Annotated in this window: 14 protein-coding genes; 4 read left to right on the top strand and 10 right to left on the bottom strand. The window is 72.2% G+C overall.

The window, feature by feature from the left end; all coding sequences use genetic code 11:
* Positions 1-83: 83 nt before the first annotated feature.
* From ABD671_RS11865 to ABD671_RS11885, 5 genes are all read right to left on the bottom strand, one after another.
* Positions 84-1,289 (bottom strand): S8 family serine peptidase, encoded by a 1,206-nt coding sequence (locus tag ABD671_RS11865; protein WP_344733584.1) that lies wholly within the window; start codon positions 1,287-1,289, stop codon positions 84-86.
* 71 nt (positions 1,290-1,360) lie between these two features.
* Positions 1,361-2,104, bottom strand: a complete 744-nt coding sequence (locus tag ABD671_RS11870; RefSeq protein WP_344733585.1) for a sirohydrochlorin chelatase — start codon at positions 2,102-2,104, stop codon at positions 1,361-1,363.
* A 39-nt stretch (positions 2,105-2,143) separates the two neighbouring features.
* Positions 2,144-2,887, bottom strand: coding sequence for a phosphoadenylyl-sulfate reductase (locus tag ABD671_RS11875; RefSeq protein WP_344733586.1), 744 nt, complete (start codon positions 2,885-2,887; stop codon positions 2,144-2,146).
* Entirely contained in the window at positions 2,884-3,099 is a 216-nt protein-coding gene (locus ABD671_RS11880) for a hypothetical protein (RefSeq protein WP_344733587.1), read from the bottom strand. Before ABD671_RS11880 ends, ABD671_RS11875 begins: the two co-directional genes overlap by 4 nt.
* Positions 3,099-4,817 (bottom strand): nitrite/sulfite reductase, encoded by a 1,719-nt coding sequence (locus ABD671_RS11885; RefSeq protein ID WP_344733588.1) that lies wholly within the window; start codon positions 4,815-4,817, stop codon positions 3,099-3,101. The genes ABD671_RS11880 and ABD671_RS11885 overlap by 1 nt, the downstream gene beginning before the upstream one ends.
* A gap of 362 nt (positions 4,818-5,179) precedes the next feature.
* Between ABD671_RS11885 and ABD671_RS11890 the strand changes: the two genes are divergently transcribed.
* Entirely contained in the window at positions 5,180-6,622 is a 1,443-nt protein-coding gene (locus ABD671_RS11890) for a glycine hydroxymethyltransferase (protein ID WP_344733589.1), read from the top strand.
* A gap of 8 nt (positions 6,623-6,630) precedes the next feature.
* On the opposite strand, the gene ABD671_RS11895 is transcribed toward ABD671_RS11890, so the two are convergent.
* Together ABD671_RS11895 and ABD671_RS11900 are read right to left on the bottom strand one after the other, a co-directional pair.
* A complete protein-coding gene (locus ABD671_RS11895) occupies positions 6,631-7,335 on the bottom strand; it encodes a response regulator (RefSeq protein ID WP_344733591.1) in 705 nt (234 codons plus the stop codon).
* The gene (locus ABD671_RS11900; RefSeq protein WP_344733592.1) at positions 7,332-8,927 is read right to left on the bottom strand and encodes a sensor histidine kinase; all 1,596 of its coding nucleotides are present in this window, start codon (positions 8,925-8,927) and stop codon (positions 7,332-7,334) included. The genes ABD671_RS11895 and ABD671_RS11900 overlap by 4 nt, the downstream gene beginning before the upstream one ends.
* Positions 8,928-9,014: 87 nt before the next feature.
* Between ABD671_RS11900 and ABD671_RS11905 the strand changes: the two genes are divergently transcribed.
* On the top strand, positions 9,015-10,397 hold the full coding sequence (locus ABD671_RS11905; RefSeq protein WP_344733593.1) for a cation:dicarboxylate symporter family transporter: 1,383 nt from the start codon (positions 9,015-9,017) through the stop codon (positions 10,395-10,397).
* Between the two features lie 70 nt (positions 10,398-10,467).
* On the opposite strand, the gene ABD671_RS11910 is transcribed toward ABD671_RS11905, so the two are convergent.
* Entirely contained in the window at positions 10,468-12,168 is a 1,701-nt protein-coding gene (locus tag ABD671_RS11910; RefSeq protein ID WP_344733594.1) for an acyl-CoA dehydrogenase family protein, read from the bottom strand.
* 18 nt (positions 12,169-12,186) lie between these two features.
* On the opposite strand from ABD671_RS11910, the gene ABD671_RS11915 reads away from it, so the two are divergent.
* Positions 12,187-13,155, top strand: a complete 969-nt coding sequence (locus ABD671_RS11915; protein WP_344733595.1) for a YihY/virulence factor BrkB family protein — start codon at positions 12,187-12,189, stop codon at positions 13,153-13,155.
* A 60-nt stretch (positions 13,156-13,215) separates the two neighbouring features.
* The gene (locus ABD671_RS11920; protein ID WP_425574914.1) at positions 13,216-14,262 is read left to right on the top strand and encodes a potassium channel family protein; all 1,047 of its coding nucleotides are present in this window, start codon (positions 13,216-13,218) and stop codon (positions 14,260-14,262) included.
* A gap of 13 nt (positions 14,263-14,275) precedes the next feature.
* On the opposite strand, the gene ABD671_RS11925 is transcribed toward ABD671_RS11920, so the two are convergent.
* Together ABD671_RS11925 and ABD671_RS11930 are read right to left on the bottom strand one after the other, a co-directional pair.
* The gene (locus tag ABD671_RS11925) at positions 14,276-15,460 is read right to left on the bottom strand and encodes a YibE/F family protein (protein WP_344733597.1); all 1,185 of its coding nucleotides are present in this window, start codon (positions 15,458-15,460) and stop codon (positions 14,276-14,278) included.
* A 31-nt stretch (positions 15,461-15,491) separates the two neighbouring features.
* Complete coding sequence (locus tag ABD671_RS11930; RefSeq protein ID WP_344733598.1) at positions 15,492-16,964, bottom strand: ABC transporter substrate-binding protein; 1,473 nt, start codon at positions 16,962-16,964, stop codon at positions 15,492-15,494.
* Positions 16,965-17,098 lie beyond the last annotated feature (134 nt).

The following is a 17,098-nucleotide window of genomic DNA, read 5'->3' on the forward strand; positions in this document are numbered from 1 at the left end:
ACGGCAAGCATTGCCTGACATGTGGGAGTTTCCCCGGCTGACCGGGGAAACTCCCGCCCGGCCGCAGCCGACCGCACCCCCGCTCAGCAGCGCGCCCCCGGAGCGGCGACCGCGGCCGCAGCGTCGACGATGCCGCGTCCGTAGTAGGGGAGGAACGCGGGGGCGCGGCCCAGCAGCGGGATCCGTGCGGTGTCCTCGATGACCTGGATGACGTCGGCGGGACGCCGGCATTGGGCGAGCAGCAGGGCGGCGATGCCGGCGACGTGCGGCGCGGCCATCGAGGTGCCGCCCATCCGCGCGTAGGGCGTGGCCGTTCCGTAGCAGCCGAAGGTGAAGCCGACCGGGACGGTCGAGACGACGTCGCTGGCCGGGGTCGTCTCGCAGATGGCGCCGCTGTCGAGGCCACCGAACCCGCCCGGCGCGGCCACCGTGTCCTGCCGCAGCGTGAGATCGGGCTGGACGACGTAGCCGAGCTGGCTGAAGGGACTGGGCAGGCCGGTGCTCCCGACGGCGGTCACGCACAGCACCCCGGGAGTGTCTGCGGGCGCCGAGCACAGCGGGTAGAGCTGGAAGTTGCCGGCCGCTGCGACGACCACGGCGCCGGAGCGGACGGCGTACTCGGCGGCGGCGTGCAGCGCCGCCAGTTCTCCGGGCCCGGTGACCTCGGCTCCGGGCTCGGCTCCGAGGCTGAGGTTGATGACGTCGGCGCCGTGGTCGGCGGCCCAACGGATGCCGCTGACGACGGCGTCGATGTTGCCGGTCCCGTTGTTGAGGACCTTGACCGGCATGATGCGGACGTCGGGCGCCACCCCGGAGATCCCGATGCCGTTGTGCGTGGCGGCGCCGATGATGCCGGCGACATGGGTGCCGTGGGAGTTGATGACGATGTCCAGACCGGCCTGGTAGAGGGCGAACGGATCCATCGCGTTGCCATCGGGGTTGCGGACGCCGGTCCAGCGGCCGTCCCCGCAGCTGACGGTGGGGTCCGGGCAGCCGCCGAAGGTCGCGCCGGAGGTCAGCTGTCCCTGGAGGTCGGGGTGCTCCCGGTCGACGCCGGAGTCGACGACGGCCACGACGACTCCCCGTCCGGTGCTGCGCTTCCACGCCTGGTCGGCGCGCACGAGGTCGAGCGCCCACTGCTGGGAGCGCAGCGGGTCGGGCCGGTCGGCGCGGGCGGCCTGCGCGGGGAGGGCGGCCCGGCTCGTGCCGGTGAGACCCACGCCGAGGACGAGCGCGGCGAGCGCCAGCAGGACGGACAGGACACGGGGGAGGTGAGTGCTGGGGGACACGCCGTCCCAACGGCGCCGGCCGGGCCGGGTTACGGACGATTCCCGACCCGTGGACCGATCACAGCCGAGGCTCAGACCGGGACGAGCTCGACGGCGCCCACGGCGTAGCGCGCGAGGATGGTGCGCGCGATGACCGGGTGGGCACCCAGCGGCTCGGAGACCGCGATCGCCCCGGCCTCGAGCGCGAGCTCGGCGGCGCGGTCGGGCAGGAACCCGGGGGCGAGGAACAGCGAGGCGACGGCGATGTGACGGCGTCCCTCGGCGCGGAAGGCGCGCACGGCCTCACCGGTCGCCGGCGGGGCGGCCGAGGCGTACGCGGCGACGACCGGCAGCTTGTGGTGCGAGCCCCACACGCGTGCCAGCCGGGCGACGGCCTGGTTGGCCAGCGGGTCGCTGGAGCCGGCGGCGGCGAGCACCAGGGCATCGAGCTCACGCACCCGCGAACGGCTCAGCGCCTCGCGCATGCGCACGTCGAGGACCTCGAGGAAACAGGTCTCCAGGCCGAGGATCTCGGTGGCGCGGATCTGCAGGCCGGGGTGCCGCGCGACGGCCTCCTCGATCACCTGCGGGACGTCGACGGTGGCGTGGTAGGCCTCGGTCAGCAGCAGCGGGACGACGACGATCTCGTCGAAGCCGGCCTTCACCAGCCGGTCGACGACGGTCGTGAACGAGGGCTTGGAGAGGTCGAGGAACGCCTGCTCGATGCGCAGATCGGGCCGCATGGCGCGGGCCTCGCCGACCAGCGCCGTGATCGTCGCGGCCGAGCGGGGGTCACGGCTGCCGTGGGCCAGGGCGATCAGTGCGGGTGCTGCCATCGGTAAGTGTCCTCTCTCGGGGGGATGGGATCGACGCGCTCAGGCGTGGATCCCGCACTCGGTCTTGTTGGTGCCCGCCCAGCGGCCGCTGCGGGGGTCGTCGCCGGGGGCGACGCGCCGGGTGCAGGGGGCGCAGCCGATGGAGGGGTAGCCGTCGTAGACGAGGGGGTTGACCAGGATGCCGTTCTCGGCGATGTAGCGATCGACGTCCTCATCGCTCCAGCGGGCGATGGGGGAGACCTTGACCTTCTGCTTCTTGGCGTCCCAGCCGATGACCGGCGCGATGACCCGGTTGCGGGTCTCCGAGCGCCGCAGCCCGGTGGCCCAGGCGTCGTAGCCGGAGAGCGAGCGGGCCAGCGGCTCGACCTTGCGCAGCTTGCAGCACAGGTCGGGGTCGGTCTTGTACAGCTCGGGGCCGTACTGGGCGTCCTGCTCGGCGACCGTCTGCACGGGCGTGATGGTGAGCAGGTTGACCGGCATCGTGGCCTCGACGGCGTCGCGGGTACCGATGGTCTCGACGAAGTGGTAGCCGGTGTCGAGGAAGACCACGTCGATACCCGGGACGACGCTGGAGGCGAGGTGCGCGAGGACGGCGTCGCCCATCGAGGAGGTGACGCAGAAGCGCTCGCCGAAGGTGGCGGCGGCCCACTCGATGATGGTCGTGGCCGGCGCGAGCTCGAGCTCGGCGCCCCAGTGGCTGACGAGGTCGCGCAGCTCCTCGGGCGACCGGCCGGCGGTCTCGGTGCCGCGGTACTCGCGTGCGTTGCGGGTGGTGCTGATCATCGGGGTGCTCCCTCGCTGATGCCGGTGGCGGAGCCGCCGGGCCGGAGGATCCCCAGCAGCTTGAGGGAGAAGGCCCGCAGGCAACCGCGGCATTCCCAGGAACCGTGCGGCGAGGTGACCGAGCCGTCGGGGGCGACGATCTCGTGCGGACGCAGGTCCTCCTCGCCGCAGAACGGGCAGTGGAAGGGGACCGCGCGTCCCTCGCCGGACATCAGCGTGCTCCGGCGAGCGCGGCTTCCCCGCGCAGCAGGGCCTCGTCGGCGCGGTGCACCCACGTGGTGAACGACTCGCCCTCGGTGCGATCGGCCAGGTAGGCCGTCACGAGCGAGGAGATGTAGTCGTCGAGGCCGGCGGAGGTGACCTTGTGGGCGCGCAGCTTGCGGCCGAAGTTGGCCTGCAGGCCGGTGGCGCCGCCGAGGTGCACCTGGAAACCCTCGACCTGCTGGTCGCCGACCTGGACGAGCTGACCCTTGAGGCCGATGTCGGCGATCTGGGTGCGCGCGCAGGCGTTGGGGCAGCCGTTGACGTTGACGGTGATGGGGGAGTCGAGGTCGGGGAAGCGCTTCTCGAGCTCGGCCACCAGGTCGCGGGCGCGGTTCTTGGTGTCGACGATCGCCAGCTTGCAGAACTCGATGCCGGTGCAGGCCATCGTGTTGCGTCGCCAGTTGGAGGGCCGGGCGGACAGGCCGATCGCCTCGAGGTCGGCGATGACGTCCTCGACCCGCTCGGGGTCGACGCCGATGAGCACGATCTTCTGGTACGGCGTCAGGCGGACGCCGTCGACCGCGTGCTTCTCCAGCAGGTCGGCCAGGGCGATGAGCAGCGTGCCGGAGACGCGGCCGGCCACGGGGGCGACACCGATGTAGCGGCGGCCGTCCTTCTGCTCGTGGACGCCGATGTGGTCGCGGTGGCCGACCGGGGAGGCCGGCGACTCGCAGGTGACGAGCTCGCGGCCGAGGTACTCGTTCTCGAGCACCTCACGGAACTTCGCGATGCCCCAGTCGGCGACGAGGAACTTCAGACGCGCACGCGAGCGCAGCCGGCGGTAGCCGTAGTCGCGGAAGATCGAGGCGACACCCTCCCAGACGTCGGCGACGTCGTCGAGGGGGATCCACACGCCCATCTTCTGGGCGAGCATCGGGTTGGTCGACAGACCGCCGCCGACCCACAGGTCGAAGCCGGGGCCGTGCTCGGGGTGCACCGTGCCGACGAAGGAGATGTCGTTGGTCTCGGGGGAGACGTCGTGCGAGGGGTGGCCGGTCAGCGCGGTCTTGAACTTCCGCGGGAAGTTGGAGAAGTCCGGGCTGCCGATGAAGCGCCGGTAGATCTCCTCCAGGGCGGGGGTGCCGTCGATGATCTCGTCGGCGGCGACGCCGGCGACCGGCGAGCCGAGGAACGGGCGCGGGGAGTCGCCGCAGGCCTCGAGGGTCGAGAGCCCGCCGAGCTCGAGCCGCTCCCAGATCGCCGGGACGTCCTCGATGCGGATCCAGTGGTACTGGATGTTCTCGCGGTCGGTGACGTCGGCGGTGTCGCGGGCGTAGTCGCGGCCGATCTCGCCGAGGGCCCGCACGGTCGCGGCGGTGAGGAGCCGGCCGTCGGAGCGCACGCGCATCATGAAGAACGGCGCGTCGAGGTCCTCCTCGGGCACGGTGGCGGTCTTGCCGCCGTCGAAGCCCTCCGCGCGCTGGGTGTAGAGGCCCATCCACCGGAACCGGCCGCGCAGGTCGGCGGGGTCGATCGAGGCGAAGCCGCGCTGGGAGTAGACGTAGAGGATGCGGTCCCGCACGTTGAGCGGGTCGTCGTCCTTCTTCGACTGCTCGTTCTTGTTCAGCGGCTCGGAGTAGCCGAGCGCCCACTGGCCCTCGCCGCGCTTGGGGCGGGGGATCTCGGTGCGCTGGGCGCGCTTGGCCTGGTAGCGGAGGTCGGACATCGTGGATTCCTGGCTGGCTTCCTGGGGACGGCGGCGGGGTGGCCGCGCGGAACGGGCTGGGGGCGTCAGGACAGCCGACACATCGCGCTGCGCGTGCGGCCGAGGTCGACATGGCGGCGTACCACCAGGTGGACGTGGGTCGCGGCGCTGATCACAGGCGTCAGTCTCAAGTCGTGGACGGCCGCCTCACAAGGCGAAATCTCGTGATGTGAGAACCGTGTCCGCGATGCGGGACACCGTTCAGGTGAACTGAGCGTAAACCGGGTCTGCGCTGAGGCGCAGGTCACACTGTGCGCGGGAGCCGCCGTCCACCCGTGATCGCGGGTTCGGCCGACCGCGGCCTCGCTCATTAGGCTGAGACCATGGCCGACATCGACGCCCTCACCAGCAGTGCCTACGCCCACGCTCTCGAGGTCATCGCCTCGGTCGAGCCCCGCATCGCCGATGCCACCCGCGCCGAGCTCGCCGACCAGCGCAGCTCGCTCAAGCTGATCGCCAGCGAGAACTACGCCTCGCCCGCCGTCCTGCTGACGATGGGCACCTGGTTCTCCGACAAGTACGCCGAGGGCACCGTCGGCCACCGCTTCTACGCGGGCTGCCAGAACGTCGACACCGTCGAGGCGCTCGCCGCCGAGCACGCCCGGGAGCTCTTCGGCGCCGAGTACGCCTACGTGCAGCCGCACTCGGGCATCGACGCCAACCTCGTGGCCTTCTGGTCGATCCTGGCCCACCGCGTCGAGGGTCCGTGGCTGGAGAAGGCGGCGGCCAAGAACGTCAACGACCTCACCGAGGCCGACTGGGAGGCCCTGCGCAAGGAGCTCGGCAACCAGCGCCTGCTCGGCATGAGCCTGGACGCCGGCGGCCACCTCACCCACGGCTTCCGCCCCAACATCAGCGGCAAGATGTTCCACCAGCAGCAGTACGGCACCAACCCCGAGACCGGCCTCCTCGACTACGACGCGCTGCTGGCCAAGGCACGCGAGTTCAAGCCGCTGGTGCTCGTGGCCGGCTACTCCGCCTACCCGCGCCGGGTGAACTTCGCCAAGATGCGCGAGATCGCCGACGAGGTGGGCGCCACCCTCATGGTCGACATGGCCCACTTCGCGGGCCTGGTGGCCGGCAAGGTGTTCACCGGCGAGGAGAACCCGGTGCCCTACGCCGACATCGTCACCTCGACCACCCACAAGTCCCTGCGCGGCCCGCGTGGCGGTCTGGTGCTGGCCACCGGCGAGCTCGCCCCCTCGGTCGACCGCGGCTGCCCGATGGTGCTCGGCGGCCCGATGTCGCACGTCATGGCCGCCAAGGCCGTCGCCTTCGCCGAGGCCCGCACCGAGGACTTCCAGGCCTACGCCCACCGGGTCGCCGAGAACGCCCAGACCCTCGCCGAGGGCTTCCTCAAGCGCGGCGCGAAGCTGGTCACCGGCGGCACCGACAACCACCTCGTGCTGCTCGACGTGACCTCCTTCGGTCTCACCGGCCGCCAGGCCGAGTCGGCACTGCTCGACGCCGGCGTGGTCACGAACCGCAACTCGGTGCCCGCCGACCCCAACGGCGCCTGGTACACCTCCGGCATCCGCCTGGGCACCCCGGCGCTGACCACGCGCGGCTTCGGCGCCGAGGAGTTCGACCGCGTCGCCGAGCTCATGGTCGAGGTCCTGCGCAACACCACGCCGGGCACCACCAAGGCCGGCACGCCCTCGCAGGCCAGCTACGTGCTCGCCGACGGCGTCGCCGACCGCGTGCGCGCGGCGTCGGCGGAGATGCTCGACAAGCACCCGCTCTACCCGGGCATCGACCTGAGCTGAGCCTGGCGTCAGCGCCAGCGGTACTCCAGCTCCGGCCGGCCGGCGACCCCGTAACGGGGACGCCGGTCGGCCTGTCCGTTCTCGGCCAGATGCTCCAGGTAGCGGCGCACCGTCACGCGCGAGGCGCCCACCTGTTCGGCGGCCTCGGTCGCCGAGAGCCCCTGCGGATGCCGCCGCAGCGCGGCGACCACCTCGGCCATCGTCTCCGGGCTCATGCCCTTCGGCAGGGCGGCCCGCTGCTCGGCCCGCGCGGTGCGCAGCGCGCCGAGCAGCGAGTCGACGTCGTCCTGACCGACCTCGCCCGCACCCGCGAGCGTGCGGCGGTAGTCGGCGTACTGGCCGAGCTTGGCGCGGAACCCCGCGAAGGTGAAGGGCTTGAGCAGGTAGAGCACGACGCCCTGGGCGACGGCGTGCCGCACCACGTCGGCATCGCGCGCGGAGGTGACCGCGATGGCGTCGCACAGGTGGCCGGCCGCCCGCGCCCGCTGCAGCAGGCCCAGGCCGTGGCCGTCGGGCAGGTGCAGGTCGAGCAGCAGCAGGTCGACCGGGACGCCGTCCGCGCGCCCGCGGTCGAGGGCACGCAGCGCCGCCGCGGCCGAGCGGGCGACCCCCGCCAGTTCGAAGCCCTCCAGGCGCTCGACGTACGCCGCGTGCGCCTCGGCGGCCAGCGCCTCGTCCTCGACGATCAGCACCCGCACGGGCGTCGCGCTCACGTGGCCGCTCCGGCCAGCCGCACCCTGAACAGGGCGCCACCCTCCTCGCTGCTGCCGACCTCGAGGACGCCGCCGTGCCGTCGGGCCACCTGGGCGACCAGCGCGAGGCCGACGCCGCGGCCGCGCGGATCGTCGCCGGGGCTCACCTTGGTCGACCACCCGCGCTCGGTGACGTGCTCGATCGCCTCCGCCGAGAGCCCCGGTCCGCTGTCCTCGACGGTGATGGCCGCGGCGTCGACGGTGATCTTGACCCGGCGGCTGCCGGCGGGGCGGTCGGCGACCGCATCGAAGGCGTTGTCGAGGAGGTTGCCGATGACGGTCACGAGATCGCGGCGGCTCAGGGGCGAACCCGGCGGCAGATCGCCGTCGATCGTCAGCTCGATACCGCGCTCGGCGGCGTCGGCCGTCTTGCCGAGCAGCAGGGCGGCCACGACGGGGTCGTCGCTGGCCGCGACCATCCGGTCGGTGAGCAGTTGGGCGATCTGGAGCTCCTCGGTGGCGAAGTCGACCGCCTCCTCGGGGCGGCCCATCTCGATGAGGGAGACCACCGTGTGCAGCCTGTTCGCCGACTCGTGGTTCTGCGCGCGCAGCGAGTCGGTGAGGCGCCGGACGGCGTCCAGCTCGCCGGTCACGCCACGCAGCTCGGTGTGGTCGCGGAGCGTGACGACCGCGCCGACGTCGCGTCCTTGCCAGGTCGCCGGCGAGCTGTTGACCAGCAGGATCCGATCGCCGGCCAGGTAGAGCTCGTCGTCGGCCTCGCGGCCGCCGAGCGCGGCCTCGACGAGGCCCGGTGCCAGCCCGAGCGCGTCGAGGCGGCTCCCGGCGGCGTCGGCAGGCAGGTCGAGGAGGCGGCGGGCCTCGTCGTTGACCAGCTGCACCCGACCCTCGCCGTCGAGGAGCAGCAACCCCTCGCGGACGGCGTGGAGCACCGCGGAGTAGTACTCGTACATGCGCGCCAGCTCCTCCGCGCCCAGACCATGGGTCTGGCGATGCAGGCGGCGCGAGACGAGCGCAGTGCCGCCCAAGCCGGCGAGCAGCACCGCCAGCGCCGCCAGGCCGATCGGCACCAGATCGTCGCGCAGCGCGCGGTCGATGCGGTCGACGGTGATGCCGACCGCGACCAGGGCGACCACCCGCCCGTCGTCGTCCTCGACCGGCACCACCGCGCGCATCGAGGGCCCCAGCGTGCCGGTGTACTCCTGGGTGAAGATCCCGCCGGACGGCGCGTCGCCGACGTCGCCGATGAACCGGCGGCCGATCTGCGCCGGGTCGGGGTGGCTGTAGCGGATCCGGTCGGGTGACATCACCGTCACGAAGTCGACGTCGCTGTCGCGCCGCACCCGCTCGGCTAGCGGCTGGATGAGCCGACTCGGCTCGGCCTCGCCGAGGGCGGCGATCAGCGTGGGGGAGTCGGCCAGGGTGCGGGCGACCGCGACCGCGCGGGAGGTCGCGTCGGCGCGCACGTCGCGGCGCGCGTCGAGGGTCGCCAGGCCGATCGAGACCAGCACGAGCACGACGACCACGACGACCTGCAGCAGCAGGATCTGGCGCGCCACGGAGGTGTCGCGCCCGAAGCGAGGACGCCGGGGCATGGGCCCCATCCTCACCCGGCGGAGGTGGTCGCGACCACAACGACCACAAGGGTGACGCCGGTCACGTCGGCTCGCAGAGTTCCCCTCATGAGCACCTCACAGACGGCGGCGCCGCGGAGCCGCACCCACTACCTGTACCTCGCGGTCATCGCCGCGGTGGCGCTCGGCATCGTCGTCGGCCTGGCCGCGCCGGACGTCGCCGTCGAGCTCAAGCCGCTCGGCACCGGCTTCGTCGCCCTGATCCGCATGATGATCCAGCCGGTCATCTTCTGCACGATCGTCATCGGGGTCGGCTCGGTCGCCAGCGCCGCCCGGGTCGGCAAGGTCGGCGGCCTCGCACTGGCCTACTTCCTGACGTTCTCCACGATCGCCCTCGGCATCGGCCTGGTGGTCGGCAACCTGCTGCACCCCGGCGACGGCCTGCGGCTCACCGACGCCGTCGCCGGTGCCGGACAGGAGCAGGCGGCCGCCGGCCACGGCAGCACCACCGAATTCCTGCTGGGCATCATCCCCACCTCGATGCTCTCCTCGCTGACCTCCGGCGAGGTGCTCCAGACCCTGCTCGTCGCCCTGCTCGTCGGCTTCGCCCTCCAGCAGATGGGTGCCGCCGGCGAGCCGGTGCTGCGCGGCGTGACCGCCGTCCAGCGGGTCGTCTTCCGGGTGCTCGCGATGATCATGTGGGCCGCGCCCATCGGCGCGTTCGGCGCGATCGCCGCCGTCGTCGGCGAGACCGGCGTCGATGCGCTGCGCAGCCTCTTCGTGCTGATGGTCGGCTTCTACATCACCTGCGTGCTGTTCGTCTTCGGCGTGCTCGGCACGGTGCTGCGGATGACGACCGGCGTCAACGTCTTCCGCCTCCTGCGCTACCTGGGCCGGGAGTTCCTGCTGATCCTCTCCACGTCGTCCTCGGAGTCGGCGTTGCCGCGGCTGATCGCCAAGATGGAGCACGCGGGCGTCGACAAGGCGACGGTCGGCGTCGTCGTGCCGACCGGCTACTCCTTCAACCTCGACGGCACCGCGATCTACCTGACGATGGCCTCGCTGTTCATCGCCGAGGCGCTGGGCGACCCGCTGTCGATCGGCGAGCAGGTCTCGCTGCTGCTGTTCATGATGATCGCCTCCAAGGGCGCCGCCGGCGTCACCGGCGCCGGCATGGCGACGCTGGCCGGCGGGCTCTCCTCGCACCGCCCCGAGCTGGTGGACGGCGTCGGCCTCATCGTCGGCATCGACCGGTTCATGTCCGAGGCCCGCGCACTGACGAACTTCGCGGGCAACGCCATCGCCACCATCGTCATCGGCCAGTGGACCGGCAGCATCGACCGGGCGCAGCTCGACCGTGTGCTCGCCGGGCAGGACCCGTTCGACGAGACCACGATGATCGACGACGGGCACGGGAACGGGCACGCGGAGACGTCCGCCGCTCCGCAGCCTCGGCCGGACGCCGTCCGGGAGACGACACCGGTCGGCTGAGCCCGAGCCAGCGAGCCGGGCCGAGCCGCCACCCCGCCGGGACGACACGTCGTCCCGGCGGGTTCGTCGTTCAGAGCACCGGCATCGCGCGCTGCACCACGGCCCGCAGCTCGGCGCCGCTGGCCTCCAGGCAGCCGTAGGTGGCGTCGTAGCCCGGCGAGAGCCGGGAGGCGATGAAGAGGTCGGCGACCTCCTCGGGGGCGTACCGCACGAGCAGGGTGCCCTGGAGCAGTGCCGCCATCCGGCCGGCCAGCCGCCGGGCCGAGCGCTCGAGCCCCGAGCGGTCGCCCAGCAGGCCGCCGATGAGGGCGAGGGTGTCGTCGATCGCAGCGTCGAGCCGGGCGTCGGCGCCACGGGCGAGCCCCACCTCGGTGAGGTAGGCGTCGAGCACCTCGGGTTCGCGGCCCAGGGCGCGCAGCACGTCGAGGGCGTTGACGTTGCCCGAGCCCTCCCACACCGAGTTCAGCGGCGCCTCGCGGTAGAGCAGCGGCATGCCCGACTCCTCGACGTAGCCGTTGCCGCCCAGGCACTCCAGCGCCTCGGCGACCATCGCCGGGGTGCGCTTGCAGACCCAGAACTTCGCCAGCGGCAGGGCGATGCGCCGCAGCGCCGCCTCGTGGGCGTCGTCGGGTCGGTCGACGGCCGCAGCGAGCCGCATGGCCAGCACGGTGGCCGCCTCGGTCTCGACCGCGAGATCGGCCACGACGTTCTGCATGAGCGGCTTGTCGACCAGCAGGGAGCCGAACGCCGAGCGGTGGGCCACGTGCCAGGCGGCTTCAGAGACGGCCTTGCGCATCAGCGAGGTCGAGCCGAGCACGCAGTCCAGCCGGGTGGCCGCGACCATCTCGATGATGGTGCGCACCCCGCGACCCTCGTCGCCGATCCGCAGGGCCACCGTGCCGTCGAACTCCAGCTCCGAGGAGGCGTTGGAGCGGTTGCCCAGCTTCTCCTTGAGCCGGACGACGTCGAGGGCGTTGCGCGTGCCGTCGAGGAGCATCCGCGGCACCAGGAAGCAGGTGACGCCGTCGTCGGCCTGGGCGAGTACCAGGAAGACGTCGTTCATCGGTGCCGAGGTGAACCACTTGTGGCCGTAGAGACGGTACGAGCCGTCCTCGGGGACGGCGACCGCGCGCGTGACGTTCGCGCGCACGTCGGAGCCGCCCTGCTTCTCGGTCATGCCCATGCCGGCGAGCGCGCCGAGCTTCTCGTCGGGACGACGCAGCCCCGGGTCGTAGATGCGCGAGGCCAGGCGCGGCACCCACTCCTTGGCGATCGCCTCGTCGACGCGCAGCGCGGGCACGGCCGCGTAGGTCATCGACACCGGGCAGCCGTGGCCGGGTTCGGTGTGCGACCAGGCCATGAAGCCCGCCGCCCGGCGCACGTGGGCGTGCGGGTCGCCGTCCTCTTGGGCCTGCCAGGCGGCGGCGGCGAGACCGTGCCCGATCGCCCGCTCCATCAGCCAGTGCCAGGAGGGATGGAAGTCGACCTCGTCGACGCGGACGCCGTACCTGTCGAAGGGCCGCAGCACCGGGTGGTGCTCGTTGGCGAGCATCCCGTGCTCGCGGGCCTCGGCCGACCCGGCCTCGGCGCCGATGCCGACCAGCGAGTCCAGCACCTCGGCGGACCCGTGGCGCAGCACGGCCTCGCTGAGGGCACGGTCGGCGGTCACCACGTTGTGGCCCACCAGCGGCGGCGCCTGGTTGGTGCTGCGGCGGATCTCCTGACGCGACGGCCGGGACTCGCGCTCACCTCCGGGATGGGGGGTCGTCATGCGGTTACGGTACGACGCATGGCGGATCAGCGGACGACGGCGCTCGCGGCGTCGCTCTCCGAGATCGGGGCCGCCGCCCTCGAGCGACTGCGGCGCCTGGCCCGTCTGGCGTGGCGGCTGGTCGTCGCCACGGTCGACTCCTGCCTTCAGCACCGGGTCACCGGGCTGGCCGCGGAGGCGGCGTTCTTCGCGGTGCTCTCGGTGCCGCCGCTGATCTTCGCGCTCGCCGGCGCCATCGGGTACGTGACCGCGCAGTTCTCCGCCGATCAGGTCGCGCAGATCCAGCAGTCGATCCTCGACCTCAGCGCCCGCTTCCTCACCGACTCCGCGGTCGACAAGGTGATCGCGCCGACGATCGCCGACGTCCTCCAGGGCGGTCGCTTCGACGTGATCTCGGTCGGTTCGGTGCTCGCGCTGTGGTCGGGCTCGCGTGCCCTGAACGTCTTCATCGACACCATCACGATCATGCACGGCCTCGGCGGCGTGCGCGGCATCCTCAAAGCGCGCGCGCTGTCGTTCGGCCTGTACCTGCTGGCGATCGTCACCGGCGTCGTCTCGATCCCGCTCGTGGTCGCGGGCCCCTCGCTGGTGCGCGGCTGGCTGCCCGACAGCGCCGAGGTGCTGATGGCGTTCTACTGGCCGCTGGTCATCGCCCTGTGCGTCTGCTTCCTGGCCACGCTCTACCACGTGTCGGTGCCGGTGCGCACCGCGTGGCGCTACAACCTGCCCGGAGCGTGCTTCAGCCTGCTGGCCTGGGTGGTGGGCTCCTACCTGCTGCGCTGGACGCTCACCGTCACCGCCTCGGACTCCCGCTCGGTCTACGGCCCGCTGGCCGCACCCATCGCCGTGCTCACCTGGCTCTACCTCGTCGCGATCGCCGTGCTGATCGGGGCCGCGGTGAACCGAGCCTTCGAGACCGTGCTGCCGCCGTCCTCGCCCGCCGCCCGCCGCCGGGCCGACGGCGCCGCCGTCGCGCCGATGCCCTAGATTGCGGCCGTGGCCGACGACTGGAGCGCCCCCGCGCCGGGCGGCAACCGCGGGCGGGTCATGCTGCCCGAGGTCGTGAGATCGCCGTGGTGGCAGCTGGCGCGCCGGGTGCTGCTGGCCACCGCGATCCTCGTCGGCACGGTGCTGCTGGTCTGGTTCGACCGCGCCGCCTACCGCGACAACAACGACCCGACGGGCACGGTCGACCTCGTCGACGCGATCTATTACACGACCGTCACGCTCAGCACGACCGGGTACGGCGACATCGCCCCGGTCGCCGACCACGCGCGGATGATCAACGCGTTCATCATCACCCCGGCCCGCATCGCCTTCCTGGTGTTGCTGATCGGCACCACCTTGGAGGTCCTGGCCAACCAGGGCCGCGACATGTTCCGAGTCGCTCGTTGGAGGAAGCGCATGGCCCACCACGTCGTGGTCATCGGTTACGGCACGAAGGGCCGCAGCGCGGTCGAGACCCTGATCAACAACGGCCTCGAGCGGGAGGCGATCGTCGTCGTCGACCCCACCGCCACCGCCCTCCAGGACGCCCACGCCGACGGGCTCGCGGTCGTCACCGGCGACGCCACCCGTCGAGAGGTGCTGCGCCGCGCGGGCGTCGCCACCGCCGACCAGGTCATCATCACCACCGCCCGCGACGACTCCAACGTGCTGGCCACCCTCACCGTGCGCCAGCTCAACCCCGACGCCTGGATCGTCGCGGCCGCACGCGAGCAGGAGAACGTCTCGCTGATGAAGCAGTCGGGCGCGAACTCCGTGATCACCTCCAGCGACGCCGTCGGCCGGCTGCTGGGCCTCTCCTCGATGTCGCCCTCGCTCGGCACGGTCATGGAGGACCTCCTCACCTACGGCGAGGGCCTCGAGGTCGCCGAGCGCGAGCTGCTCGTCACCGAGGTCGGCAAGCAGCCCCAGTCGCTGCCCGACCAGGTCATCGCGGTGGTCCGCGACGAGCGGGTCTACCGCTACTTCGACCCCGTGGTCACCCAGCTCGCCCGCGGCGACCGGCTCATCGTCGTCCGCCCCGCCCGCGAGCTGCCCTGGGCGCCCCGCCCCGGCACCCACAACGAGGACGCCGCGATCGACGAGTGAGTGCCCGGCCTGGTCAGTGGTCCGCGTGCTCTGCGACGTCGCGTCGCCCGGGCACGATCGCGACGGCCACCGCGGTGGTGAGCGGGACGGCGAGCACGAGGCCGATGCTGGTGACCAGCGTGCGCACGATCTCCTGGGCGATCTCCTCGGTCGTGAGCAGCTCGGCCAGCGGTGGGGCGTAGAGCTGGATGACGAGCAGCACCGTGAGGGCGGCGCCGGCGTAGGCGAAGGCGATCGTGTAGATGGTCGAGGCGATGTGGTCGCGCCCGATCCGCATGCCGGCGTTGAAGAGCCGGAACCGCCCCATCGAGGGGGCGGCCTCGCGCAGCTCCCAGACCGCCGAGGCCTGGGTGATGGTGACGTCGTTGAGCACGCCGAGACCCGCCACCACCATCGCGCAGGCGAGCAGGCCCTGGAAGTCCAGGTCGCCGGCGTAGGAGGAGAGGATGCCGCCGCTCTCGTCGCTGATGCCGGTCAGATGCGTGCCGCCGATGGCGAGGACGGCGAGCCCGGCGGTGGCCAGCAGTCCGGCGAGCGTGCCGAGCAGGGCGGTGCTGGTGCGCAGCGAGACGCCGTGGGTCGTGTAGAGCACCACGAGCATGATCGCGGCCGATCCGGTGAGGCCCACCAGCACCCCGGACTCCCCGACGAGCAGCGCCGGCAGCATGAACCACCAGATCACCGCGCCGCCGAGGGCGAGGCCGCCGATCGCCAACAGTCCCCGCCACCGTGCGACGGCCACGACGACGAGCACAAACAGGCCCCCCAGCAACCACAGCGGCGTGCCGCGTTCGGTGCCGAAGTAGCTGAACCGCACGGGCTGCTGGTCGGTGGCGGGCGTGGCGATGAGCCGGACGCCGTCCCCGCGTCCCAGTCGCGAGGCCGCCACCTCGGGTGGCACGTCGACCTCGACCCGGCGGCCGGCGTAGGCGCCGTCGTCGATGCGCACCGTCAGCCCGGTGTCGCTGGTCGACTCCACGGTGGCGGAGGGGTAGGTGACGCCGGGGGCGGCGAATGAGGTCTGGCTGCGGATCGCGTCGGCGGCGTCCTGATCGGGCCAGAGGGCGACCATGCCGATGCCGGTGAGCACGAAGGAGACGGCGAGCAGACCGAGCAGCACCAGCCGCGGTGCGCGTGCGATCTCGATGTCGGAGCCTGCGCGGTGGCTGCCGTGTCCGTGGCCGTGCCCGTGACCCATGGGGCTCAGTCTGCCGCGCCCCCGGGCATGCTCAGTTGGCGACCCCGGTCGGCACCGTGGGGCCGCACATGTAGTCGCCGGGCGAGACCTGTCGCCAACTGCCGCCGGAGAGCTGGATGACCTTCATGCATTCGCTGGTGCGTTTGGCGCCGACGTGCATGGGAGCGTGCAGGCCGTTGCCGGTCCAGCCGTCGACGCCCTTCAACGCGGCCACCAGGGACGCACGGGTGAGCTTGCCGCCGAGCTTGGTGGCCTCGGCGACGAAGAGGCGCGCGGCCGACCAGGCGAAGAGGCCGTAGTAGTTGGGCACCGCTCCCGGCCGCACCTGGTTGAGCCACTGGCGGTAGAGCACCATCTCGGGGTTCTTGGTGTCGTCGAAGAGGTCGATCATCGAGTAGACGAAGGACTTGTCGCCATCGGCGCCGACGGTGTCGACGTAGTTCTGGTCGTAGATGGTGGGGTCCTCCAGGTACACCGGCACCCGGTAGTTCTGCTGGGCCATCGCCTGCTGGAGGCGGACAGCGAACTGGTAGGGCCCGAAGTACTGCACGAACTTCGTGCCCTTGTCCTTCATCTGCTGCACATAGGGCGCGTAGTTGAACTCCGCGGTGTCGATGCCCTGCACGATGTCGAATCGGAAGCCCTGCTTGGTCATCCCGGCGGCCCAGCTGCGCGCGTTGACCGAGGCCGCCTGCACGTCGACGTAGAACATCGCGGCCTTCTGGGTGGCCTCCCGGTACTGGGCGAGGAAGAACTTGCCGACGACGCCGGGGATGACGTCGGGCTGGATCGTGTAGGCGGCGAAGCAGGTGGTGCAGGCCGCGCGCTGCGGCGTCGTCACGAAGGCGCGGATGTCGGGGATGCCGCACTTCTGAGCGGTGGCGGCGCCGCCCTGGTCCTGGGAGGACACCGACCCCACGACGGCGAAGGCCTGGTCGCAGGCCTCGGAGTAGACCTGCTGGTCGCCGCCGGCGTCGGAGCGGGTGTCGAGCGCGTCGAGGGTCAGGCTGCGCCCGCAGAGCTTCTGGCCGCTGGCGTTGTAGTACGCCACGAACGCCTTGGCGGCGTCCTGTGCGGCCTGGAAGAGGCCGGGCACGGGCCCGGAGATGTCGGCGGTGTTGGCGAGGGTGATGGTGTCGTCGGTGATGCCGGTCTGGTTCGCGAATCCCGCGCAGTTCCCGGCCTTGACGCCGCTCGTCGGCGATTGGGCGCCACCGTCCCTGTCGATGGACGTCGAGGTGCCGTCGTCGCCGCCGGCCGTGTCGTCCTCGCCCTCCTGGACCGCGGGCCCGTCCGCGTCATCGGGTGCCGCGGAGTCGGGGTCGGCCCCGACGTCGGAACCCGCGTCGGCTTGCCCGTCGACCGGCGCGAGGTCGCCGCCGCTCACCGTGCCGGTGCCGTTCGCGCGGGCCACCTCATCGGGCTGCAGCTGGGACCCACAGGCGGCGAGCGAGAGCGCGATCGCAGCGACGGCGGCGGCGAGCAGGGGGCGCGGGGATCGCATCGGAAGGCTCCTGCGGGAGGGGGCGGGAGGCGGTGAGAACGTGTTCTAGGCGGCCCACCCTGATGCGCCGTCTGGCGAATGTCAACGGTCGTCGATCAGGTCGTCCGACCGCCCTGGACCTGGCATGGAACCCC

This window comes from Nocardioides fonticola (genome assembly GCF_039536805.1).
GTDB classification, from domain to species: Bacteria; Actinomycetota; Actinomycetes; order Propionibacteriales; family Nocardioidaceae; genus Nocardioides; species Nocardioides fonticola.